The sequence below is a fragment of the Roseivirga echinicomitans genome (assembly GCF_001592935.1).
GTDB lineage: Bacteria > Bacteroidota > Bacteroidia > Cytophagales > Cyclobacteriaceae > Roseivirga > Roseivirga echinicomitans.
On record NZ_LRDB01000050.1, the window covers coordinates 161,016 to 183,097 of the forward strand.

21 protein-coding genes are annotated in these 22,082 nt (G+C 39.4%); 6 read left to right on the top strand and 15 right to left on the bottom strand.

Going from position 1 to position 22,082, the window contains the following annotated elements:
• Positions 1–237 precede the first annotated feature (237 nt).
• On the top strand, positions 238–1,296 hold the full coding sequence (locus tag AWN68_RS14880; protein ID WP_068417328.1) for a flavin monoamine oxidase family protein: 1,059 nt from the start codon (positions 238–240) through the stop codon (positions 1,294–1,296).
• Positions 1,297–1,369: 73 nt separating this feature from the next.
• Here the strand turns inward: AWN68_RS14880 and AWN68_RS14885 are convergent, their stop codons facing one another.
• The 3 genes from AWN68_RS14885 to AWN68_RS14895 all read right to left on the bottom strand — a co-directional run bounded on the left by AWN68_RS14885 (position 1,370) and on the right by AWN68_RS14895 (position 4,373).
• On the bottom strand, positions 1,370–2,479 hold the full coding sequence (locus AWN68_RS14885) for a hypothetical protein (protein WP_068417331.1): 1,110 nt from the start codon (positions 2,477–2,479) through the stop codon (positions 1,370–1,372).
• A gap of 181 nt (positions 2,480–2,660) precedes the next feature.
• The gene (locus tag AWN68_RS14890; RefSeq protein ID WP_068417333.1) at positions 2,661–3,362 is read right to left on the bottom strand and encodes a LytR/AlgR family response regulator transcription factor; all 702 of its coding nucleotides are present in this window, start codon (positions 3,360–3,362) and stop codon (positions 2,661–2,663) included.
• Positions 3,363–4,373, bottom strand: coding sequence for a sensor histidine kinase (locus AWN68_RS14895; protein WP_068417335.1), 1,011 nt, complete (start codon positions 4,371–4,373; stop codon positions 3,363–3,365). It abuts the gene before it with no gap.
• Positions 4,374–4,532: 159 nt separating this feature from the next.
• On the opposite strand from AWN68_RS14895, the gene AWN68_RS14900 reads away from it, so the two are divergent.
• Complete coding sequence (locus AWN68_RS14900) at positions 4,533–6,374, top strand: S41 family peptidase (protein WP_068417338.1); 1,842 nt, start codon at positions 4,533–4,535, stop codon at positions 6,372–6,374.
• 80 nt (positions 6,375–6,454) lie between these two features.
• On the opposite strand, the gene greB is transcribed toward AWN68_RS14900, so the two are convergent.
• Positions 6,455–6,970, bottom strand: coding sequence for a transcription elongation factor GreB (gene greB, locus AWN68_RS14905; protein WP_068417340.1), 516 nt, complete (start codon positions 6,968–6,970; stop codon positions 6,455–6,457).
• Between the two features lie 463 nt (positions 6,971–7,433).
• Between greB and AWN68_RS14910 the strand changes: the two genes are divergently transcribed.
• Entirely contained in the window at positions 7,434–8,645 is a 1,212-nt protein-coding gene (locus AWN68_RS14910) for a BspA family leucine-rich repeat surface protein (protein ID WP_172796074.1), read from the top strand.
• A gap of 464 nt (positions 8,646–9,109) precedes the next feature.
• On the opposite strand, the gene AWN68_RS14915 is transcribed toward AWN68_RS14910, so the two are convergent.
• The 4 genes from AWN68_RS14915 to AWN68_RS14930 form a co-directional block, all read right to left on the bottom strand.
• Positions 9,110–10,279 (bottom strand): tetratricopeptide repeat protein, encoded by a 1,170-nt coding sequence (locus AWN68_RS14915; protein WP_068417350.1) that lies wholly within the window; start codon positions 10,277–10,279, stop codon positions 9,110–9,112.
• Between the two features lie 29 nt (positions 10,280–10,308).
• Positions 10,309–12,858: a DNA gyrase subunit A gene (gene gyrA / locus AWN68_RS14920; protein WP_068417351.1), complete on the bottom strand. Its 2,550-nt coding sequence runs from the start codon at positions 12,856–12,858 to the stop codon at positions 10,309–10,311.
• Positions 12,859–12,948: 90 nt separating this feature from the next.
• Complete coding sequence (locus AWN68_RS14925; RefSeq protein WP_157716247.1) at positions 12,949–14,064, bottom strand: hypothetical protein; 1,116 nt, start codon at positions 14,062–14,064, stop codon at positions 12,949–12,951.
• 108 nt (positions 14,065–14,172) lie between these two features.
• Positions 14,173–14,637, bottom strand: coding sequence for a hypothetical protein (locus AWN68_RS14930; protein ID WP_068417356.1), 465 nt, complete (start codon positions 14,635–14,637; stop codon positions 14,173–14,175).
• A 255-nt stretch (positions 14,638–14,892) separates the two neighbouring features.
• On the opposite strand from AWN68_RS14930, the gene AWN68_RS14935 reads away from it, so the two are divergent.
• The gene (locus tag AWN68_RS14935; RefSeq protein WP_068417359.1) at positions 14,893–15,240 is read left to right on the top strand and encodes an arsenate reductase family protein; all 348 of its coding nucleotides are present in this window, start codon (positions 14,893–14,895) and stop codon (positions 15,238–15,240) included.
• Positions 15,241–15,245: 5 nt separating this feature from the next.
• Here the strand turns inward: AWN68_RS14935 and rpe are convergent, their stop codons facing one another.
• The 5 genes from rpe to AWN68_RS14960 all read right to left on the bottom strand — a co-directional run bounded on the left by rpe (position 15,246) and on the right by AWN68_RS14960 (position 18,912).
• A complete protein-coding gene (rpe, locus tag AWN68_RS14940; protein ID WP_068417363.1) occupies positions 15,246–15,902 on the bottom strand; it encodes a ribulose-phosphate 3-epimerase in 657 nt (218 codons plus the stop codon).
• A 15-nt stretch (positions 15,903–15,917) separates the two neighbouring features.
• Complete coding sequence (locus AWN68_RS14945; protein WP_068417365.1) at positions 15,918–17,522, bottom strand: S8 family serine peptidase; 1,605 nt, start codon at positions 17,520–17,522, stop codon at positions 15,918–15,920.
• Positions 17,515–18,234, bottom strand: coding sequence for a hypothetical protein (locus AWN68_RS14950; protein WP_157716249.1), 720 nt, complete (start codon positions 18,232–18,234; stop codon positions 17,515–17,517). Before AWN68_RS14950 ends, AWN68_RS14945 begins: the two co-directional genes overlap by 8 nt.
• Before the next feature lie 116 nt (positions 18,235–18,350).
• Positions 18,351–18,593, bottom strand: coding sequence for a DUF6952 family protein (locus AWN68_RS14955; RefSeq protein WP_068417374.1), 243 nt, complete (start codon positions 18,591–18,593; stop codon positions 18,351–18,353).
• A 1-nt stretch (position 18,594) separates the two neighbouring features.
• Positions 18,595–18,912, bottom strand: coding sequence for a thioredoxin family protein (locus AWN68_RS14960; protein WP_068417376.1), 318 nt, complete (start codon positions 18,910–18,912; stop codon positions 18,595–18,597).
• Positions 18,913–19,077: 165 nt separating this feature from the next.
• Between AWN68_RS14960 and trpF the strand changes: the two genes are divergently transcribed.
• The gene (gene trpF, locus AWN68_RS14965) at positions 19,078–19,677 is read left to right on the top strand and encodes a phosphoribosylanthranilate isomerase (RefSeq protein WP_068417379.1); all 600 of its coding nucleotides are present in this window, start codon (positions 19,078–19,080) and stop codon (positions 19,675–19,677) included.
• A gap of 59 nt (positions 19,678–19,736) precedes the next feature.
• The gene (locus AWN68_RS14970) at positions 19,737–20,249 is read left to right on the top strand and encodes a SixA phosphatase family protein (RefSeq protein WP_068417382.1); all 513 of its coding nucleotides are present in this window, start codon (positions 19,737–19,739) and stop codon (positions 20,247–20,249) included.
• Here AWN68_RS14970 and AWN68_RS14975 read toward each other — a convergent pair.
• Both AWN68_RS14975 and AWN68_RS14980 read right to left on the bottom strand, forming a co-directional pair.
• Positions 20,246–21,139, bottom strand: coding sequence for a lysylphosphatidylglycerol synthase transmembrane domain-containing protein (locus AWN68_RS14975; protein WP_068417385.1), 894 nt, complete (start codon positions 21,137–21,139; stop codon positions 20,246–20,248). The two genes, AWN68_RS14970 and AWN68_RS14975, sit on opposite strands and share 4 nt — an antisense overlap.
• The gene (locus tag AWN68_RS14980; RefSeq protein WP_068418519.1) at positions 21,120–22,064 is read right to left on the bottom strand and encodes a glycosyltransferase family 2 protein; all 945 of its coding nucleotides are present in this window, start codon (positions 22,062–22,064) and stop codon (positions 21,120–21,122) included. The genes AWN68_RS14975 and AWN68_RS14980 overlap by 20 nt, the downstream gene beginning before the upstream one ends.
• Positions 22,065–22,082 lie beyond the last annotated feature (18 nt).

Sequence of the window (22,082 nt, forward strand, 5' to 3'; positions counted from 1 at the left end):
CATAAGGTAAAAAAAGTATTCACTGAATTCTAATGCTATCTAATAGACGGCCATAAATGTGATTCCTTACAGGAAAAATAATTATTCCCTCTGTTAAATACGTAACCCTATGCTGTTTACTTTAGACATATCATATTCCGAAACTACTGATGAAACATTGGGCTTGTTCCAAAATGTCACAGGGGATGCAATGTAATACTATAGGGTTGTCTATTTTGCAGCACGAACAGACGATACATGAAGGAAGAGGTGATCATTATTGGAGGTGGAATTGCTGGGCTTACCGCAGCCTACGCTCTCAAAAAGCAAGGCGTAAAGGCATTGATCCTCGAATCGAACAATAGACTAGGGGGGAGGATCTATACCAAAACAGATAAGGGTCGCTTATTTGAACTTGGCGCCACTTGGGTATTCCAAGATGCACTGCTTAAACAATTGATTGCTGAGTTGGGGCTAGAGCTTTATACGCAGTATTTGAAAGGAGATGCGCTGATCAAATATGAACCTTCTATGGCCACTCAAAGGAGCCCGACTGATGCCTTAATGAGCGGAGCCATCTATCATAAGATCACAGGCGGTACGGGGGCCATTATTCAAGCATTGGCGGATCAACTTGATGCTGATCGTATTCTGCTCAACAAGAAAGTAAAGTCATTGGTCTATCAAAATGAGGGCATCACCTTGACCATGGAGGATGGATCCATCATGGAGGCGGCAAAAGTGATTATCACTGTCCCACCAAAAGTAATAGCGAATCAAATAAGCATCAGCCCAAAACTCCATAATGCTCAACTTATGCACAGCACGCATACATGGATGGGGGACTCTGCCAAGTTTACGGTGCTATTGGGCCGAGACTATTGGAGAAACAATAACCTCTCAGGTTTTGTGTATTCAAACTATGGCCTCATCCGAGAGGCGCAAGACCATACTTCAAGCGATGGGCAATCCTTTGGACTTCTAGGTTTCATACAGCCAACCGGAGAATTGAGCACCGATTTTGAAATGAGAAAGCAAGTCATCATTCAGGAGTTGAAAGAATTATTTGGTATTGATGAAGCCCATATCTTGGGCTATGATGATTTTTTATGGAGTAACTATTTTGTAGACGAGCAAAATAGAAATGTCAACAAAGACTTGATGCCTCATCAAAACAATGGCCATTCCTTTTACCTGCAATCGCATTTTGATGACCACTTGTTCTTTGCGGGAGCAGAGACCTCACCATCGAATCCAGGTTATATGGAAGGCGCTGTTGGCTCTGCTTATCGAGCAGTGAGTTTGTTGTTGAAGTAAGCCCAGGGTGATGATCTATAGCTTTATTAAAGTTTTAAGAAAGCGCTGATATTGGAGCCTTTATGCTTTAAGGTTAATTTGCATTCAGTGTCTGTAATAGTTCTTCTCTGAGCGTCTCGTTAGCAGCAATGGCCACCAAAATGGAGATTAATAAGCCAATTAATACATAGGACAAGTCTTTCAATATTAAGCGATAGGTTTTTTTCAGCTTGTCTTTATTCCTGATTCTTATTCCCAGTTCCCGACCTCCCAATAGACCTATGAAAACCCAGGTAGTACTCATTGGAATCGTGTTTACCCAAGTAAACCAAATGAGAATGAGGGCATAAACAAGGTCGATAATTGTGGCAGGCCGTACATCCTTAACATCAGACTTTTCATCGATCACCTGTTGTATTTTGTCGCCTTTCAAAAAGAAAATCAAACCCAAGCCGAAGAAGATGGTACTCCCAAAAGCAATAAACTCGCCTATGCTCAGACTTCGAGGCAAAAACACCGCTATGTTGGCCGCATCTTGCATAATCCATAGCGCCCAAAGGAATCCACTTGTGACCCATTGAAATACTGTCCAGCCCACATGCGCTTTGCCTTTGAAGACCCCTTTCATCAATTTATTAAGGGTGATCCAAATCAAAAAGGCCAAAGCAAAAGCAATCAAATAACCTATTACGCTTTTTTCGAATACTTTTAAGATAGATCCTGTGGCTGTCGTAAAAGAACTTAACAGTAAAAAAGTAGTGGAGACGGGCATCCTTAATCTGGTAATGATCAGCAGAAATATTGGTGCGGCTATTTGTAAAAAATTAAACGAGGCAGGTGCTTCTGAAAATCCTTTTGAGGCTAATCTTTGGTACGTGACATCACCATCATTGATTACCCAGCTTATGGTCACGGTAATAAGAAAGATAGAGCCTATATAGAGCCACAATAACCACCACTTTTTGTCCCCATTAGAGGAGATGAAAGTGCCAATGGTCTGGATGCTGTCGTTGGCAACAGCAGAATAAGCCGCTAATGCAAAACCAATCCACATGGCAATGGCCGGGTATGGATAAAAGATCCCTGACAGCAAAAAACTAACGGCAATAATGAGGAGGAAGTTTTTCTCTTTTCTGATTAGAAGATTGATTAACACATATCTTCTATTTGAAATCAGCCCATTATTTTTTTTGATATTTTTCATCTCATAAAATGTTATCAATATTAGTTTTTTATAAGTTCTAAGTAGCGTGTAAGTGAAAAGAAAAGTTTTGGTAACACACACCTTAATATAGAACTCAACTGGTCAAGTTAATATCTGATGATAGAACAAGCGGTTGGCCCTTATCCGCTGAGCATAGACAAAGAATAGGAGTGGTGTGGCCTTACAGTTTATTACTATTCAAATAAGCCTTTAAGGCCTCTCGGTAACTGCTGCCCACGGGAATTTCAGTATTGTTGATGAGCACACACCTTCCATTGTACTGGCTTATTTTGGACAATGGAACAATGTATGATTTATGGATTCTCATAAATTGATAAGCACCCAGTGTTTCTTCGATTGACTTGAGCGTTTTTAAAGCCAAACAATGGTTGTTCCCAATCACAATTTTAGCGTAGTCTTTCAAGCCTTCTATATAGTCAATGTCCTTCACCAAAATCTTCACAAATTCATCCCCTTCCTTTACAAAAAAGGAGGGGGCTAGAGTGTTTGACTGCTCATTGTTTCGCAAGCTTTCAAAGCGTGAAATGGCTTTGGCAAAACGCTCAAAGGAAATGGGTTTCAATAGGTAATCCACCACTTCTAAATCAAAACTCTCCACAGCATATTCACTAAAGGAAGTCGTGATGATAAACTGAGTATTGGCACGGGAAAGCTTTACCAATTCGATCCCGGAAATCTCGGGCATGGCAATGTCTGTAAAGACAAGGTCCACTTTAGCACCTTCCTTGAGAAAGTTAAACGCTTCTACCGAATCGGTAAATGTTTTGATGACTTCAAAATTAGAGAACCGCTTTAAATGGTGGGCTATCACGTCAATCGCTAAAGGCTCATCATCAATGATTATGGTTTTATACAACTCCATTTAGGTCAAAGTTACTTTAAGTTTTGCGCTATAGACTTCTTCATTATTGATAACCTCTAAACTCGAACTTTTAGGGTAAAGCAGCGCTAAGCGTTGTTTTAAGTTTTCAAGTCCTTTTCCTTCTCTGTTACTTTCTTGAAAATGCTGCTTCTTAAAAACACTGTTTTCTACGATAAATAGAAGTTCATTATGTTCGATAGTCACAGCAATATTCACAAATGCACCCTTTGAATTAGTGTAAAACCCATGTTTAAAGGCGTTCTCTACGAGTACGATTAAGAGAAAAGGTTCTATCCATTTTTCATGATCAAGGGAGTCATCAATGCTCAGCTTGATCCGAGCATCCTTGCCAAATCTAATCTCTTCAATCGCGATGTATTTCTGAATGAAGTCTAATTCTTTCCTCAGCTGGATCTTATTGTGATGCGTTTCATCGGTTAAATAACGCATCATACTCGATAGTTTCAGGATATATTCAGAGGTATCGGGATGGTTTTTCAATGATAAACTATACAACGAGTTAAAAGCATTGAATAAGAAATGAGGATGCAATTGATTCCGAAGTAATTGTGCTTTGGCTTGGCTCAATTCATCTTCTAATTGCTGATAACGACTAAAAAACTCTAGTCGATTGACGAAATAGATCAGTAAGTAATACAAAAGTGCATGTCCTAAAAAGCTTGTGAAGTATTCAAAGCTTTGTTCGAAAACAACGACATCATGGATTCTGTAATCTTTCAGCCCAGCCAATAAGAATAAGGGGATAATAAGCGCTATGGCCAAGCCGATTTTCTTCCAAATGCCATGGAGTTTTAATCCGTAATAGTACAAGACATAAGCGCTCAAAGCGAATAGGAGGTTCTCTACCGCATCGCTGGTCCAAAAGAATAGCCAATCATCTGGAATCAGGAAATAGGCACTTCTTCCGAGTCGGAAAACCACAATCGAGATTAACGTCACGTTAAAAATGATCTTAATCTTCCGTATGGTCTTAAGCGATAGTTGCAACATATTGACTTCTAATAAGTACCCGTAAAGATATGGAAATCATATTCTGTTAAGTCGGTTAGAAAGTTAGGTTTATCTGTACAGGCCTAATGTTCGTCTATCTCATTTTTATTGATGCTCAAATAAAAATACGTTTGATCGTAAATCACTAAAATATCCATCATGAGATCGTATTTCATTCTAATTGCTTTGTGCTTCAGTTCTCTAGTCGTTTTTGGTCAAAAACTAGAATTAACAAAGGCATCACCTTTCACTGCCGTAAAATGGGAAGAAGGCCAGCCCATCGTTCAATTCGATAATGAATGGTATCACTTTGAAAAGTTAGATCACCTGGACAAGGAGGAGATCTTAGCCTTTTGTAAAAGTGAGTTTGGCGGTAAATGGCAAAGGCGCTTCTCTGAAGACTTGGTGGAAGTATTAGAAGGTCTCCATTATGCACCCAATGTGAAAGTTGAATTACAGTTGTCTCAAAATGGTGTTTCAAAAACATACATAGGAACATTTACTTTGGCCAATAGACAGCGTGCACTTCAGTATAATGCAAATTCGGAACAAGCCAATCGTTCTCAAAAAATCACTAAGACGCAAGCCATTGAAGACTTAAAAGAGTTTGAGGAAATACTGGAATCTCGGTCATCCTACGCCCAACTTTCTGAGCTTGATTATAAAGCTGCCATAAAGAAATTATCAGCCTCTATTGCCAATAAAAATGGGGATATAGATATTAATGAGTTGGCCCACGAAATGGCCAAAATCATGGCTCAAATAGGGGATAGGCACTCTTCCATCAAAAATGAATCCTTCAATAGCAGGGGGCATGAAAGCTATAATCTGAAACTTCCTTTTGGTGTAGCGACAATTGAAGGGAAGCTTGTGGCTATAAAGCGAAATTTGGATGAGCAGGGTTACGACTATTATTACCAAGCCTATCCATATCTAAAAAGCATCGATGGAGTCTCCGTAGCAACCTTGATCAACAACTATAATTATAAAGCGGCCAAAGCCCCCACAGTGGCAAAAAACACCAGAGGAGCCATGGCCATTGAGAATTATGGTGCGCTATTATTTAATAACAACATAGAAAGTACAGGCAGTATACAAGTAGTTTTCAGCGATGGTACAAATGAAAAAACTGAAATCTTTCAATTAACCTCCGATGAAAAAGGATACAGCTCAATAGTGAATGAAGCGAACCATAGGAATAGTGAGCAGGTAGCCAACGGAAACTTGGATGGGTTAAGCAAAATGTTAGACCACAATATTGGCTACATCAATCTTCCAGAAATGTACCATTATGATGAAGTAGAAGGCCTTGAAGCGTTTATCCAAAACACGTTTGCTCGTTTTTCAACCACTAAAGCATTGATTATTGATGTCAGAAATAACCCTGGAGGGGTGAGAGATATTCTTCAAACAGTGGCCAGTTATGTGGTACAGCCAGCACAATCACCTTGGGTAGCAAATGTGGCATATTTACGCACCGATAAAACCTTGAATACCGATGAGGAATCAATGAATGCGCGGTATTTATACAGTTATCACTCTGAAGAATTTACGGACAGCGATAGAAATGCCATAGACCAGTTTGATAAGAGTTTCAAACCTCAAAAATCGGTGGATCCGTCAAAGTTTAGTAGTCCGTTTTATATGGTTTTGCATCAGGGAGGTCAATCCTATACGCAGCCTGTTTATATCTTGGTGAATGAAGGGAGTTTTAGCGCAGCAACGGTCTTTACAAGCGCATTTAAAGGTTTACCAAACGTTAAAATTGTAGGCGAAACAACCGATGGTTCAAGCGGTAATTCAAAAGAACTGTACCTGATGAATTCCATGATTCGAGTAAAGGTGTCTACCATGTTGTCCTTTCAAAGGAACGGAAAAACCCTAGATGGAAATGGCACTGTGCCTGATATTGTTATTCCTGAAGATAAAGCACAGGTGTTAAAAACAATTGATAGTCAGTTAATTAAGTTGATGGAGATGATTAATTTGAAGAAGGACTAGGTGCTGTGTAAGACATTGATTTTTTATAGGTCAAAAATGTTTTGGATTTGGTCATAAAGAAAGAGATCTATTTTGTTATACTACTTCTGATACTCTATTTTAAGAATTTCCCATACGAAATCACCCATCTTGGTTTTAACGATTACTTCATCTCCAACAGTTTTATCAAGAAGCGCTTTAGCCATTGGGGAGTCCATAGAGATATAATCTTTGTTACCTATTAACTCTTCGTAGCCAACAATACGAAAACGGTTTTGTAGACCTTTCTCTTCGTTTTTAATTTCTACCCAAGCACCAAAATTTACTTTCCCTGCTTGGTTGGGGTGGTATTCAATAATTTTAAAGTCATCAATGCATTTACGCAAATAACGAACGCGATTATCAATCTCTCGAAGACGTTTTTTGTTGTAGTGGTAATCGGCATTTTCCGAACGATCTCCCAAACTTGCAGCCCATGTGACCTTAGCGGTAACGTCTGGACGTTCAACTCGCCACAAGTGATCATGTTCTTCCTTTAATTTTTGAAAGCCTTCGGAAGTAATCATTTGCGAGCGATTGAGTTTTGGTAGCGTTGATTCTGGGATTTTTCGCCTCATGATAAATGATATTGTTTTGAAAGTTTTCGCAAGATAATATAATGATGGATAGTTTGTTCGTGCAGAACAATCAATAGATAGTATATAATGTTTACAGTTTTACCTGCCTGTCGAAACGCAGTGCAGGCAAGTGTTAAGTAGCTTAGGGTTTAGCGCGGGTATTTATTCTAAGAAGGGGAGGTCATTTGCCTTATAAGAGGGGAGTAATGGCACACTTTTTACATTAGCACATCCCGGGCATGGGCTTGATACTATAATGTATCGATTAATTTAGAACAATGCCTTTTAAATGTTCGATATAAAAATCAAAGTTGATTTATTCTATGTAAATAATTTTCTGATACAGAAATGTTTTATTGTTATTTTTAGCCAAATAAAAAGAATGAAGAGCTCTATACATCTATTCGGACTCTTACTAATACTGATTTTAGTTGTCAGTGCTTGTCGAGGTAACAAGGATGAAGTGCCTCAGGATGGGGCACCTATTGCGGAAGAAGGCACCATCCCTTTTGTTACTATTTGGACAATTACACGACCTAGCCAAACCATTAGTTTTGATACGAAGCCCGGTCTGGTATATAATTACAATGTAGACTGGGGAGATGGAACGTCAGAAACTGGTTTAACCGAAGGTGCCTCACATACCTACACAGACTATGGACATCATCGGGTATCTATTACAGGTATTTTTCCAGCCATAGATGCTAACTCTTCACCAAACATTACATCTATTGAACAATGGGGTAATATCGTATGGGAAACGATGCAAGGGGCGTTTGCAGGTTGCAGCAACCTGAAAGAAAACGCACCAGATGCACCTAACTTATCTCGAGTCACGGACATGCAGGGTATGTTTTCATCCTGTGAGGATTTTAGTGGCGATTTAAACAATTGGGATGTCAGTAACGTCACTGATATGTCTTTTATGTTCGAGAATAATTCTCCTTACGACAAGGATATAGAAATAGGAGACTGGGATGTTAGTAAAGTCACTAGTATGGATCGAATGTTTGCTGGAGCTGATGTTTTTAACGATGATATTGGGAATTGGGATGTTGGTAGTGTCACTACTATGAGTGAAATGTTTGAGGATGCTCGTTCTTTTAATCAAGACATCGGAAGTTGGAATGTTAGCAATGTCTCTGATATGTCTAGTATGTTCCGTAGTGCTAGTTCCTTTAATCAAGATATTGGGAGTTGGAATGTCAAGAAGGTTACTGATATGTCTTCTATGTTCCTTAATGCTTTTGCTTTCAACCAGAATATAGGAAACTGGAATGTTGGCAATGTTACAGACATGGGCCATATGTTCACGTCAGCTGGCGCTTTTAATCAAGATATTGGGAATTGGGATGTTAGCAGGGTTTCGAATATGTTTGGCATGTTCAATATGGCTAATGCTTTTAATCAAGACATCGGTAGGTGGGATGTTAGCAATGTTGTTCGGATGGTTAGTATGTTCGAGGATGCTATTGCCTTTAATCAAGATATTGGAAATTGGAATGTTAGCAAAGTCTTTGACATGCGACAAATGTTCCTTCGTGCCAGGTCATTTAATCGGGACCTTACTAAATGGAATGTATCAGCCATAATAAGTTGCTGGATATTTTCAACTTCATCTGCCTTAGAGGCTCAGCACCTTCCTATATTTGTTAAATGCAAACCCGGAGGTTAAAAATACTCGCTTGCTTAAGCTTCATTTTAATCCTATATGACGGGAACAGGCACATCGGGCGAGTAATATATAATTTAGGGCTGGAACATCGTGGCCGTGGGCTGTATTGTAAGATGCGTCTATTTAAAACAAAATTAAACTTCGAGACTTCTGGATAACAATGGCTCGGATTGATCTCGCTTAACGAGAACCAAGAACATCAATGAGAAACGAGAGCGTTTCTCTCGGGATTAATATAATATAGAATTATAGAACAAGCGGTTGGCACTATAGGCCGCAGTTCCCTTAACATAAACGCTAAGAAGTTCTTGAACAGCTAACCTGTGTCAAGAACTGCATTTATGTTAAATACTCCGCAGGCTTCGTATTACGGGAATTGCTACGAATGTTATATAATTTATATTATGTTAAATATAAAATCAAAGAAGAAGGGAGATCGTTAAACCTCCCTCTTTCTCTCTGTATTATTCTCCGCCTTCTAAAGCTTCAATTCTAGCAAGGATAGCATCTCTTTTAGCATCCATTCCCAATTGATCATATACAGTACTTAAGGGATTAAGTATAAATAGATCATTTGGCTTAGACTTCTCAGCCTGCTCGAAATTAGGTAATGCCAATCTGAATTTCGCATACGCCTCTTCACGTTTCTTATCGTAAGCTGCATTATCAGTTAAATCGTTTGCAGCTTTAAGAATATCCACACCTTCATTAAAGTAAACACTACCTACTACGTAAGAAGCATCTGGATAATCAGGTTGAAGCTCTAAGGCCTTTTTTGCCGACTCTAAAGCCGAAGGATAATCCTGAGCGTTATACTGCAAGAAAGAAAGCGTGTAATATAGAATGGCAGTTTTATCGCCATTGTCAATATTGTTTTGAATTCCAGCAATCGCTTCGTCCAATTTATCACCTTGAATCAAGATATCAATCTCAAAGTCTCTGTACACTTTTTCCTCAGGAAACGCCTTTTGAGCCATTCTTGCATACTTTAAAGCATTGTCGAAATCTTTGTTGGACAGGTACATGTCGATCAGGCCATTGTAAGCGAAGTTAGTATTCTCAAACTCTTCACTTGACTCTACTACCGCCACATAAAATGGAATAGCCTTTTCGAACAAATCAGCATTATAAGCACTATAACCTGCATAGAAGTTCATAATAATGTCCGCTTTGATCTTTGCTGATAAGTCAAAGTACTTAAATGCACCTGCAAAATCATCTACTTCAAAGTATTCGTTTCCCTTTTTGTTCAAAAGGTTTTGAAGAAAAATAAAACCTTCTCCACCACCAATAAAGTCACCATTATTGTTCATTACAGGAGGGAAATATAAATCCTCCTTAAGATCCGAGTCTCCTTTTTCTACAGCAGTGTTGAAATAGGCAAACGATTCTTTTGCTAGGTCAAGTTGCTCCATATCAGCTTTAAACTGATATAATTTCGCCTTCCCTAGAATCACGTATACTTCTGGATCATCTTTAGTCTCAGCATTTTCTGAGGCTTGTTTGGCCAATGTAAGTGCTTCTGCGTATTCGCCCTTCTTAAGCGCCTTGTCGGCACTTTTTAGCACTTTCTTTTGTCCGTATACCCCTGCTACAAAAAACAATAGCAAGGCGGTAAAAAATAGCTTTTTCATGTTTTCTAGTTTCTTGTTTAATTTAAAATTTACTCCTCTGTTTTACTTTCGTCTTGGTCTCCGCCTTCAACTTTCGGTGTGTCGTTGGTTCCTTCAACAGTTCCTTCAATTTCCTCTACTTCAGTATCCGATTCGATATGTTGAATCTTCTCTACAGATGAAATAGCATCACCTTCGTTTAAGCGTATAAGTTTAACACCTTGAGTGGCCCTTCCCATTACTCTTAGGGAATCCACTGATATTCTAATGGTAATTCCTGATTTGTTAATGATCATAAGGTCATCGCTATCGATTACCTCTTTAATGGCCACAAGATTTCCTGTTTTCTCGGTAACATTAATGGTTTTTACTCCCTTACCTCCTCTTTTGGTAATTCGGTAATCATCGATGAGTGAGCGCTTACCATATCCGTTTTCAGACACAACTAATAGGTTAGCCTCTTCCCTGTTTACACATACCATGCCAATCACCCTGTCGTCTTCATTAGCAAGCCTATACCCTCTTACTCCAGCAGCAGTTCTTCCCATTGGACGAACATCGCTTTCGTGGAAGTGAATAGCCCTACCTGATTTAGCTCCAATAATGATGTGATTATCACCGTTTGTGAATTTGACCTCAAGTAAGCGATCTCCTTCGTTAATTGTAATGGCATTTATACCATTGGTACGTGGACGAGAATAAGCTTCTAAAGAAGTCTTTTTAATGGTTCCGAGCTCAGTACACATGACTACATAATTGTTGTTAATGTAGTCTTCGTCTTTCAAGTTTTGAACGTTAATGACCGCTCTAATTTTATCTCCTGCTTCAATATTGATCAGGTTTTGTACCGGACGACCTTTGGCCGTTTTACTGCCTTCTGGTAATTCCCATACTTTCTTCCAGAACACTTTACCAAACTCAGTGAAAATGAGCAAGTAATCGTGCGTCATTCCAGTAAATAAGTATTCAGTAAAGTCATCCGTTTTAGAACCAGCACCTTTAGAGCCAACTCCTCCTCTACCTTGAGTTCTGTATTCAGACAGCAAGGTTCTTTTTACATAACCTAGGTGAGATATAGTGATCAACATTTCCTCATTAGGAATCATGTCTTCAGCACTAAAGTCTTCGGCAGAATGAATGATATCCGTTCTACGCTCATCACCATAACGGTCTTTGATTTCTATCAACTCATTTTTTATGATTTCCATTCTAAGCTCCTCTTTTTCAAGGATTTCTTTTAGTCCGGTAATCAACTCCATGATCTCATCGTATTCCTTTTGAATCTTATCTCTTTCCAGACCTGTGAGTCTTTGGAGACGCATTTCCAAAATGGCTTTGGCTTGGATTTCAGAGAGCTCAAACTTCTCCATCAAACCAGTTTTGGCTACTTCAGGATCTCTAGAATTTCTGATCAAGGAAATTACTTCGTCAAGATGATCTAAAGCGATAAGGTAACCCTGAAGGATGTGGGCTCTTTTTTCTGCTTCATTCAGTTCGAACTGAGTTCTGCGAACTACCACTTCATGCCTATGTTCCACATAGTACTTGATGAGGTCCTTAGTATTAAGTGTATAAGGTCTTCCTTTTACAAGGGCTACATTGTTTACACTGAAAGAAGATTGCAGCTGGGTGTATTTGAACAAATTGTTCAATACTACATTGCCAATGGCATCTTTCTTCAATTCATAAACGATACGCATTCCATTACGATCCGACTCGTCACGTAAATCTGAAATACCTTCAATTCTTTTTTCATTGATTAAGGCAGCTGTCTTTTCGATCATACTGGCCTTATTGACCATGTATGGAATCTCTGTAACGATGATTCGCTCACGCCCAGAAGGCATGGTTTCAATTTCTGACTTTGCCCTCAACATTACCCTACCTCTACCTGTTTCGAAGGCAGATTTCACACCCGTATAACCATAAATGGTTCCTCCGGTTGGGAAGTCTGGTGCGGTAATGTGCTGCATCAATTCTTCTAAAGAGATATCGTTGTTTTCTATATAGGCGATGGTACCGTTCACTACCTCTGTAAGGTTGTGAGGTGCCATATTGGTGGCCATACCTACCGCAATCCCTGAACTCCCATTCAATAATAGGTTCGGAAGCTTTCCAGGAAGTACTGATGGCTCCTTTAGGGAATCATCAAAGTTGAACTGGAAATCAACCGTGTCTTTATTAATATCTGTTAAAAGCTCGTCTGCAATTCTTCTTAGCCTGGCCTCGGTATAACGCATGGCTGCAGGAGAATCTCCATCTACAGAACCAAAGTTTCCTTGTCCGTCAACCAACGGGTAACGTAAAGACCAAGGTTGGGCCATACGCACCATAGTGTCGTATACTGATGAGTCACCATGTGGGTGATACTTACCCAGCACCTCTCCTACGATTCTGGCTGATTTTTTATATGATTTGTTCCAGTTTACCCCAAGGTCTAACATACCAAAGAGTACTCTTCTATGAACGGGTTTTAAGCCGTCCCTTACATCTGGTAAAGCTCTTGAAATAATCACCGACATGGAATAGTCGATGTAGGCTCCCTTCATTTCATCTTCAATATTGATAGGGATGATTGTTTCGTTCGTTCCTTCTGCCATTTAGTCTAAAAATAGTTCGAAATATAATGTGGCAAGATACTAAATTTTGTTGGAGTAAAAGGGTAAAATACAGACTAAAAATGGCGGTTTTTAATCGTTTCTTCCGCCATATTTCACTTTCTTCTTTTTGTTCTGGCCGAACTGACCTGCACGTGGATTTTGTGGTTGAAATATAGACCTTCCACGATAGATTCTACCGTTGAAAACATGCTCCATTTGTACACGGTTGGCTCCATGACGATTCCTTGGATAAGTTGGGTACTTAATAAGTGCACCAATATCAATAGTGAAGAGGCTTAGCGAGTGCGCTGTGGTAATGAATTCATCGGATAGACTGTATTTTCTCATCTCGAAAGAAGGGCGTAGATAGAGCTTAAAATACTTCGAAACTTGCTTCTCCATAATAACCCCAACATTGAAGAAAGGGTCATAAGTCACCAAATCTTGATTAAGGTCTGACGCTTTAGTTTTCCAAAATCCCCCACCTGCATCAATCATGAAAGAGAAATCCATAAACGTATAGGCGTTGTAAGTCAATGACGCAAAGAGTTTTGTGGTAGAAATCTTGGTTTGAGGCACATTGAAATAGCCTAATCTATCATCTACTTCTTGATAATTAACCATGTTGGTGAATTTCAATGTTCCAGAACTAATTCCCACTCCTACACGCAGAAACTCTTTATCGGACATTACTCGCTCACCCGTGGTTTTTAGCCTCAGTTTGTCCACTTTATTTAGCGAGAAGGAAAGCCTCAACGTGAAAGGATTCACAGTTCCACTGTTTTTGTAAATAACAGAAGAGGTATCTGTTCTTACAATTTGAGAATCATCATCAATTCTATAAATACTCGTTGGAGTAAGGTCATTGAACCAGTTAGAGTATGCATGATAAGGTCCAGAGGTAGATTCTTGACCAATGGGGACAATATAAAGTTGATCGCCTCTCGGGTTGCGGACTACCGATACATCTGTCAATTCATTTTCATACAGAAAAAAGCCAGAGCCCTTTTCTAATTGCAGATTGAACTTGTTCAGCATTTCTCGCATGGGGCTTACCATTTTCACCTCTTCCTTTTCTTTGGCTTCGCCTGGAGTAAAAGCCTGCACATCGCTTTTATTCTTCTTTTTCCAAAATTGAGCATTTACCTCAGCAGAGGCTAATGAAGAAAGCAGCACCAGTAGAAAGAGTAAGCGTCCGTGTTTCAAGATTTGCAATGTTTAGACTAATAAAGAAAAACTATCGGATTTATTATCAAAGACAAATAAAAAAGGCCGCATCACTGCGACCTTTCTGACTTAGTATGTTAAGGTTGATTAAGGTTTCTCTGTTACTAACTCCGCCATCATTGCATCAATCTTCGCTTTAGTGTCTCCACCGCTAGCGTATGCTTTTTTAACAGCGTTGTATGCTGATGCTCCCAATGAGTATTTAGCCAAACTGTTTACTACGACTCCCGCAGCATCTGTTCTGTCTTTAACTCTCTTCTGAACAATCCCGTAGAATTGCTTTTCAAAATCTGTTGCATCTGCAGGCAATTTATTGATATCTCCTTTTGCAGCAGCATCTAGTTCCGCATATCTATTACCATCTATTCCATCTTGCTTTTCAATCAGATCATTAACATATGGGCTAATTTTGTCCGTGATAGCTTTTTGTGCCAACATAATAATGGCATAGTCTTTCATGTCTTGATCAGTGATTCCTTGAGCTCTTACAGCGGTTGAAGTCAAAGTCACCATCAAGCAAACCAATACAGCTTTCGTTAAATTTTTCATCATGTTTTCTCCTCTTAGTCGGTTAGTGTTAATTTTGATTCTACAAATAATAGCATTCGATCAAATAATACAAGAGAAAAATTGCCTAATGCTTCAATTGACCTCTATTTTTTTTCGTACGGTGGAAGAGTTAGTACTATTCAACGATCTTTTTAGTTTAAAGAATATAAATGCTTAATTACAACGAAATTAAAAGGGAGGTGAACTGAATGTTCAGTTTTTAAAATGAAAATTTAAATAATGACACTAAATAGCACAATGAAAAAAGTATACTACCTCTCTACTTGCTCTACCTGCAAACGAATTATGGACGATTTAAACCTATCGGGTTTCGAGCAACAAGACATTAAAACAAATGCCATCACTGCTGATCAATTGGATGAGATGAAGGATATGTCGGGTACTTATGAATCCCTCTTCAGTAGAAAAGCAATGAAATTCAGATCGATGGGACTCAACGAAATGACTTTGGGAGAAAAGGATTACCGCAAATACATTTTAGAGGAATACACTTTTCTAAAGCGCCCCGTATTTATAGTAGACGGTCAGATCTTTATAGGAAACAGCAAGAAGGTAGTGGAAGAACTAGTAGCCTTATTAAACTAAGGCTACTACCCTATTCTCTTTAACTCCTCGATTGTAGCCAATGGATCAAGTGATTTGAATACAAAGCTACCTGCCACAAGTACATCGGCACCAGCCTCCATTAATAATGGCGCATTGGTAGCATTCACTCCTCCATCAATTTCAATCAGGGTTTTAGCATCGTTCTCGGCAATGATCTCTTTGAGCTGACGTACTTTCTTGTACGTGTTTTCAATGAACTTCTGTCCGCCAAAGCCTGGGTTAACCGACATGATACAAACCATGTCGATATCGCAAATGATATCCTCTAGTAATTGAACATTAGTATGTGGATTCAAAGCTACTCCTGCTTTACAGTCCAGCGACTTAATTACTTGAAGTGTTCTGTGTAAATGATCACAAGCTTCATAGTGCACCGTAATGGTAGCAGCTCCAGCATTCCTGAAGTCTTCTAGGTAACGATCAGGCTGTGCTATCATCAAGTGAACGTCCAACGGCTTTTTTGCATGCTTGTTAATGGCCTCGCAAACGGGCAAACCGAAAGAGATATTCGGCACAAACATTCCATCCATAATGTCAATATGAATCCAGTCGGCTTGACTTTCATTCAACATTTCAACATCGCGCTGCAAGTTGGCAAAGTCGGCAGCTAATACAGAAGGGGCAATTATTGGAGCATTCATGCGCCAAATATAAGGCTAATATTTTATGATCTTCTTCTTGAAACTGGTTCTTTGACCATCGATTTTTAGAATATAGACCCCCGACATTCTGTTAGTCAGATCAATCTGCACTCTGTTGTTATTCAATTGCGGTTCAATTTGAAAGCTATTGAGCTGCTGTCCATTCATATCTACCAAGCTTACGCTAACGGATTCGCTTAAAAACCCATCGGGGAAAACAAGGTTGATGAAACTGTCGGAAGTTGGGTTAGGATAAACCAGCACTTGATTTTCGAGTGGTTCAGGCACAAAAGCCAGCTCATAGGCTTTAGCGTAATTAGGAATACCATAGCCTATTTCATAATCAGGCGTATCATATTGATGCGCACTCCTTCTAATTAAATCTAGCAATTGGAGGTTGGTTAAGTCGGGAAAGGCTTGCCAAAGACCAGTAGCAAAACCCGCCATGACGGGACCAGAAAAAGAAGTACCATTTTGAAATGCAATGTTTCCAGTAGCCGTAATCACTGCCGTCCCTTGGCCTAAAGCACTCACATCAGGTTTTACACGATTATCCGCAGAAGGACCAAAACTGCTAAAACTGGCCCTAATACCAGCGCCATCGACTGCCCCGACAGACAATACGTTTTTACTATCGGAGGGGGCGGTGATAAAATGCCAAACTTTATTTCCTTCATTACCTGCGCTATTGATGAGTGCAATACCTTTAGTGGCTGCTATGTTTGATGCTTTTGTAATGACTGTTGTTTCGCCATCCATATCACTATAAGTATAACTCATACTAGCATCATCAAACGTACTGTAACCCAGGGAGGTATTGATGACATCAACACCAGTACTATCGGCCATTTCTGCTGCAAATAACCAATTGTATTCTTCCACACGATATTCTCCTGCCGCTTCGGTTACACATAAAACATAGTTGGCTGCTGGTGCTGCACCGACATAGACATTCGCTTGATTAGCAGCGAGAATGGATAAAACCCTAGTGCCATGTGACTCATTATTTTCAATATTAGTCGTATTGGTCACAAAATTTTTTTTCATCACAATTCTATTGGAACTAATTAAAGCTTGTAGCGACCCAATTTGACTCATGTTCTGAAAGCCGCCATCAAAAACCCCAACCAACATTCCTTGTCCCTCAAAGCCTTCATCATGCATCTGATCAATGCCAAGCATGTTGTTTTGAAATTCTGTGGCTCCTCCATCAGCTAGTTTACCATTGACCTCACTCCCACCCGCACTGCCTACAGGTATTTGGCCTGGAGCTACATATTCTATTTTTTCAACAAAAGTTAAAGCCTGAACAAGATTCACTGATGAGGATTGCATTTCTACCAAAACCCCATTCATCCATTTAGTAGGGTGTATCGTTTTGATGCCTAAATTGTCTAATGCGTCTATATAGGATTGATTTACAGGAAGATCATTTTCGGCAATCGGAATGTTCTGCCGCTGTCTCCGGTCAATGGCCCTTTGTGAAAGGAAGTTAAGGGGGCTACTAATGGAATATGAAGAGTTGAATTTGTCGGTAAAGAAAACCATGTATCGATCTTGGGCAGAAAGCCTAAAACCAATGAGTAATAGAATTAGAATAAGGTTAGTTTTCCTATTCATTTATAAAACCATGTGCATAAATGGTTTCCCTGTAAAATCGTCCTGATTCAATACGTTCTTTGTCCAAACACTCTTGCCGAGAACATATTTTCACTACGTTATAAAGCTTAGAAATTAAGCCAATGCTATCCGCATAAATCTCCCTTCTAATATCCCTGAAGGTAATTCCATCTTCATCATTTTCTTGCTCAACCGTCAAAGTATATGTAGTCTCCAAGTCATTATTTACCGCAATATTGGTAAGCACTCCAAAGTTTAAAATCTTAAATTGATCTACTGCCTTAGTATTAAAGATGTTTCCATCCCAAACGCGCCCCGCCTGCGATGGAAAAACCATTTTAACAACAGAAATATTGTTTTCAATAGAAACAGCCCTGTCCTTTTCGATTCTGGCAGTCCATACTGAATCTAAAACCCAAGGTTGAGTGTCATTGGTGCGGCTTAATCTGTGGATAATTCTAGATTCTTCTCCCTGGCTATTAATGAACGACTCATGTACCTCTTCTCTCAATTGATAGATAAGCGTATCACTAATGTCCACGGCCGAATACCTGATTTCTCGTACATTGTACTCTCTATATTTATTCTCAGCCATAAAGAAATAGCTTTTTCCTCGGTCAGCATCTAAGGCCGGAATTGGATCTTCCCCCGACTGACAAGCCGAGAAAGCCAACATAACAACGAAGAAGAAGAGACAGACTTTTTTCCACATAAAACAAATATAGAACTTCAATACAAACGTATTATCAAAACGCTCAGTATAAAAAAATGGTACTGCAAAAACATTGCACTACCATTCACTTTATTTTCTCAAACAAATATAAGGGTTTAACTTATAGATGTCCTTACTTTTTGGGTGTATTCACGCAAAGCGGTTTTGAAATCCACATCGCTACTTTGCATCTTTTCTAAGATAAAGATGGCAGCAAATACGTGGGTGAGCTGTTCACCTTCATCTTCGCCCTTAATTTCTATGGCTGGTTTAAGCTCTTCCATAAGCGCCTCTTCAGCCGCTTTTAAATCTTCTAAAGCTACTTCTTCAACCAATTTCTTTATAACAGGGATCTTCATTTCAGTTCAATTTAGCAATGAGTTCTACCACTTGGTCTTCCTTGTTCGAAGCAATGGTGTCTACCAATTCTCCATTCTTGAAAATAGCGAAAGTAGGCAAATTAGACACTTTACCCAGATTACGTGCAATGGGACTTTCCTCAGCATCAACATCCAAAAACCTAATACCCTCAAAGCGATCGTCTGCCGAAAGCCTTTTGAATTTTGGAGAGAATAGCCTGCAACTGCCACACCAGCCAGCGAAATACTTTACCACCACTTTTCCATTTTCGCGAATTTCATTTTCGAAATTCGTATCGTTCACTAATTCAACTGCCATTTTTGATCTGATTCTTTGATAAATATGCTTAAAACTCAATTCTGAAACTGTTGCGACAAATTAATCAGAAGCTTCTGAATTGTATGCAAAACAGCATTAATTCTATTAGTTTTGCCAGCATTCCGAATTCAAACAATCAATTGATTATAGAAAAACTCAATAGGCATGGCATTAAGAACTTTTGTAAAAGTAAGCGGTATAAATAACCTGAGTGATGCCCGTTATTGTGCGGGAATGGAAGTGGATCAGCTTGGATTTGAAATTGAAGAAGGCGCTTCTAATTATACTGATATTCAAAAATTTAAGGAGATTAGTGAATGGCTTTCTGGCGTGGCCTATGTCGGAGAAATCACATCTACAGGCACTGCCATTAAAACACTAATAGATGGTTATCAGCTAGATGCCATTCAGATTGAAAACATTAGCCAAATCGCAGAAGCGTTGGAAACAGGCTTGCCTGTTAGCTTTTTGGCCCATGATATGGAAGCCGTAAGGGCCGCGTGGGAAGCTTCAGGGAAACAGTTGGCTTATGTGCTCTTCGATGCTTCTGAAATTAAAGAGGATGTTTTAATGGGCTTATCCAAAGATATCCCGATGGTTTTGGCTTCGGGCTTTGATGCTGAAACCGTAACCGAATTGGTGAAAAGCGACTTAAAAGGAATTGCCATTCAAGGTGGAAATGAAATTAGACCAGGGTACAAAGACTTTGATGAAATGGCTGACATTCTAGAAACTCTTGAGATTGATGATCTTGCCGATGAATAGTTTCCTTTACAAAACGCTAAAAAACTTTTTCTATATTGGCCTGAATTAATTGATAGACCATGAAAAATTTTTTATTCGTTGCCTTATTCTCTTTTTGCGTTTTAGGCTGTACGCCTCAACCTGCTGAAGTAGTTGACGTCCCTTCTACCACTTTCATTCTTGTGCGTCATGCTGAAAAAGGTACTGATGACCCTAGAAACCCTTCATTGAATGAAGAAGGAAACTTAAGGGCAGAAAAACTGCAGAATATGTTGTCTTCGGCTGAAGTTGGAGCCATATATTCATCCCCTTATAAAAGAACTAGAGAAACAGTAGCTCCCCTAGCTTCCCAGCTTGGAATTGAAATTCAAGAATACAATCCTAGTGAAAACACATTTGCGGATGAGGCTTTGAAGAGCTACCAAGGAAAGACAGTATTAGTGTCTGGCCATTCTAACACGGTTCCAGGGCTAGCCAACTATCTTTTGGGTGAAGAGAAATTCAAACAATTGGATGAAAGCGAATACAGCAAAATCTTTATTGTTACTGTTGATGAGATAGGAAAAGCCAGCGTAATGGTTTTGAATTATTAAATGCTTTTGCTTTTTGCCTCAACAGATTTGACCTGACGCAAGTAAATTAGCCCAATCAATGAGCTAAACAGTGTGATTAGGAAAAATAACGAGGCAAAAGCCATTGCTGCATTTTGATCTAAAATAAAGAGATCGGCACCCAAAACCATTACTCCTTCTCGTACGCCAAGCCCACCAGGTAGTGAAATTGGGAATGCGGCAGCCACTGAGGAAGCTAGGAATAACGTGAAGTAGTCCAAATAACCATCAGTAACTCCAAGACTTTTCAGCATAAGGTAGGCGCACAGCACTTGCAGGATTTGCGAACCTAACGATTGTAGATTCGTAATATGGTTTACCTTTTTAAAGGTTGGGAAAACGAACCGTACTAAAACATAATAACAAGGGTAAGCGATGATAAGTCCTACCCAAATCAAAAAACCGTAACCTTCTAAAAGCCCATAGGCTTCTCCGCCAATAAGCGCTAACAAAAAAGCCAAAAAACCCAGCGCCACTACCCCACTAATTCGGTCAAGTAATGTGGCGGAAATTAGGCCTTTCAGTGGTGTTTTGTATCGTTTGTTAAGTAAGTACACTTTATACCCATCTCCCCCAATACCCCCGGGGAAAACCTGATTATAGAGCATCCCAACATAATAAAGTTTGAGATTGAAACGATTATCGAGATGAAGTTGAATGGCCCGAAAGAAGTGATTTAACCTGAATGCAGCGAGAAACTTGGAAGCGTTAAATGCAATTATCGCTAAAACGAGCCATCCAAATTTTACCCCAAGAAGTCGGTTTTTATACTCTTCTAAGTCGATTTCACCAATTACAAAGTAAATGGCTACTGCAGCTATAACAAGTTGAGCCGCTAGCTTAAGCCACTTTTTACGCTTCTGCTTGTCCAACAAAGACTTCTTTTAAACGATAGACTTTTTTGTCTTGCGACTCATAGTATGTACGCATCATCAGTTCGGCAATAATCCCAACTGTAATGAACTGAATACCTCCCAGCAATAGAATAGCCCCTAAAAGCAATAGCGGTCTGCCCCAAATATCCTCTCCGTAACCAAATTTTACCACCAAAAGGTAGATGTTGATAATCATTCCGATGGTAAAGGTTAAGATGCCCAAGCCTCCGAAAAGGTGCATTGGCTTTCTGAAATACTTCTGAAAGAAAATCATCAGCATTAAATCGGCCATTACTTTAAAAGTACGGTTGATGCCGTATTTAGACTCTCCATGAATTCGAGCGTGATGATTCACATTTACCTCGGTCATTTTAGCACCTTGGAGCTTGGCCAAAACGGGGATAAATCGATGCAATTCACCATAAAGCCCGAGGTTCTTGGCGATGTCTTTTTTATAAATTCTTAATGAACAACCGTAATCTGAAAGACGAACATCTGTCAGGTTTCTGATCATCCAATTGGCTATTTTACTCGGGAACTTACGCAGTACAAAGCCATCTTGGCGATTGGCCCGTATACCAGCCACTACATCAAACTCGCCTTCTTCTAGCTTAGCAAGCATTTTAGGAATGTCGGCAGGATCGTTTTGCAAATCACCATCCATGGTTACGATGTATTCACCTTGCGCCATATCAATACCGGCAGACATGGCGGTACTTTGCCCATGGTTCTTATTGAAAATCAAAAGTTTGGTGCGGTTGTTCGCAAAAGATTTGACGTTTTTTACGGTATCATCAGTAGAGCCATCGTCTACCAAAATCAACTCGTAATCAATGCCTTCTAAGGCCTCGTATTCTTTCTGACAAAGGGGAATAACGTTGTCTTCTTCGTTGTAAACCGTAACAACTACAGATAGCTTCATAGTATATTTTTCTGCTTG

What these genes read in the sequence shown, in the direction of transcription:
- greB (WP_068417340.1), bottom strand. Translation starts at nt 6,970, where the DNA reads ATGAGGCGAAAAATCCCAGAATCAACGCTACCAAAACTCAATCGCTCG.
- AWN68_RS14895 (WP_068417335.1), bottom strand. Translation starts at nt 4,373, where the DNA reads ATGTTGCAACTATCGCTTAAGACCATACGGAAGATTAAGATCATTTTT.
- AWN68_RS14980 (WP_068418519.1), bottom strand. Translation starts at nt 22,064, where the DNA reads ATGAAGCTATCTGTAGTTGTTACGGTTTACAACGAAGAAGACAACGTT.
- AWN68_RS14945 (WP_068417365.1), bottom strand. Translation starts at nt 17,522, where the DNA reads ATGAATAGGAAAACTAACCTTATTCTAATTCTATTACTCATTGGTTTT.
- AWN68_RS14900 (WP_068417338.1), top strand. Translation starts at nt 4,533, where the DNA reads ATGAGATCGTATTTCATTCTAATTGCTTTGTGCTTCAGTTCTCTAGTC.
- AWN68_RS14955 (WP_068417374.1), bottom strand. Translation starts at nt 18,593, where the DNA reads ATGAAGATCCCTGTTATAAAGAAATTGGTTGAAGAAGTAGCTTTAGAA.
- AWN68_RS14935 (WP_068417359.1), top strand. Translation starts at nt 14,893, where the DNA reads ATGAAAAAAGTATACTACCTCTCTACTTGCTCTACCTGCAAACGAATT.
- rpe (WP_068417363.1), bottom strand. Translation starts at nt 15,902, where the DNA reads ATGAATGCTCCAATAATTGCCCCTTCTGTATTAGCTGCCGACTTTGCC.
- gyrA (WP_068417351.1), bottom strand. Translation starts at nt 12,858, where the DNA reads ATGGCAGAAGGAACGAACGAAACAATCATCCCTATCAATATTGAAGAT.
- AWN68_RS14970 (WP_068417382.1), top strand. Translation starts at nt 19,737, where the DNA reads ATGAAAAATTTTTTATTCGTTGCCTTATTCTCTTTTTGCGTTTTAGGC.
- trpF (WP_068417379.1), top strand. Translation starts at nt 19,078, where the DNA reads ATGGCATTAAGAACTTTTGTAAAAGTAAGCGGTATAAATAACCTGAGT.
- AWN68_RS14960 (WP_068417376.1), bottom strand. Translation starts at nt 18,912, where the DNA reads ATGGCAGTTGAATTAGTGAACGATACGAATTTCGAAAATGAAATTCGC.
- AWN68_RS14930 (WP_068417356.1), bottom strand. Translation starts at nt 14,637, where the DNA reads ATGATGAAAAATTTAACGAAAGCTGTATTGGTTTGCTTGATGGTGACT.
- AWN68_RS14880 (WP_068417328.1), top strand. Translation starts at nt 238, where the DNA reads ATGAAGGAAGAGGTGATCATTATTGGAGGTGGAATTGCTGGGCTTACC.
- AWN68_RS14950 (WP_157716249.1), bottom strand. Translation starts at nt 18,234, where the DNA reads ATGTGGAAAAAAGTCTGTCTCTTCTTCTTCGTTGTTATGTTGGCTTTC.
- AWN68_RS14890 (WP_068417333.1), bottom strand. Translation starts at nt 3,362, where the DNA reads ATGGAGTTGTATAAAACCATAATCATTGATGATGAGCCTTTAGCGATT.
- AWN68_RS14915 (WP_068417350.1), bottom strand. Translation starts at nt 10,279, where the DNA reads ATGAAAAAGCTATTTTTTACCGCCTTGCTATTGTTTTTTGTAGCAGGG.
- AWN68_RS14885 (WP_068417331.1), bottom strand. Translation starts at nt 2,479, where the DNA reads ATGAAAAATATCAAAAAAAATAATGGGCTGATTTCAAATAGAAGATAT.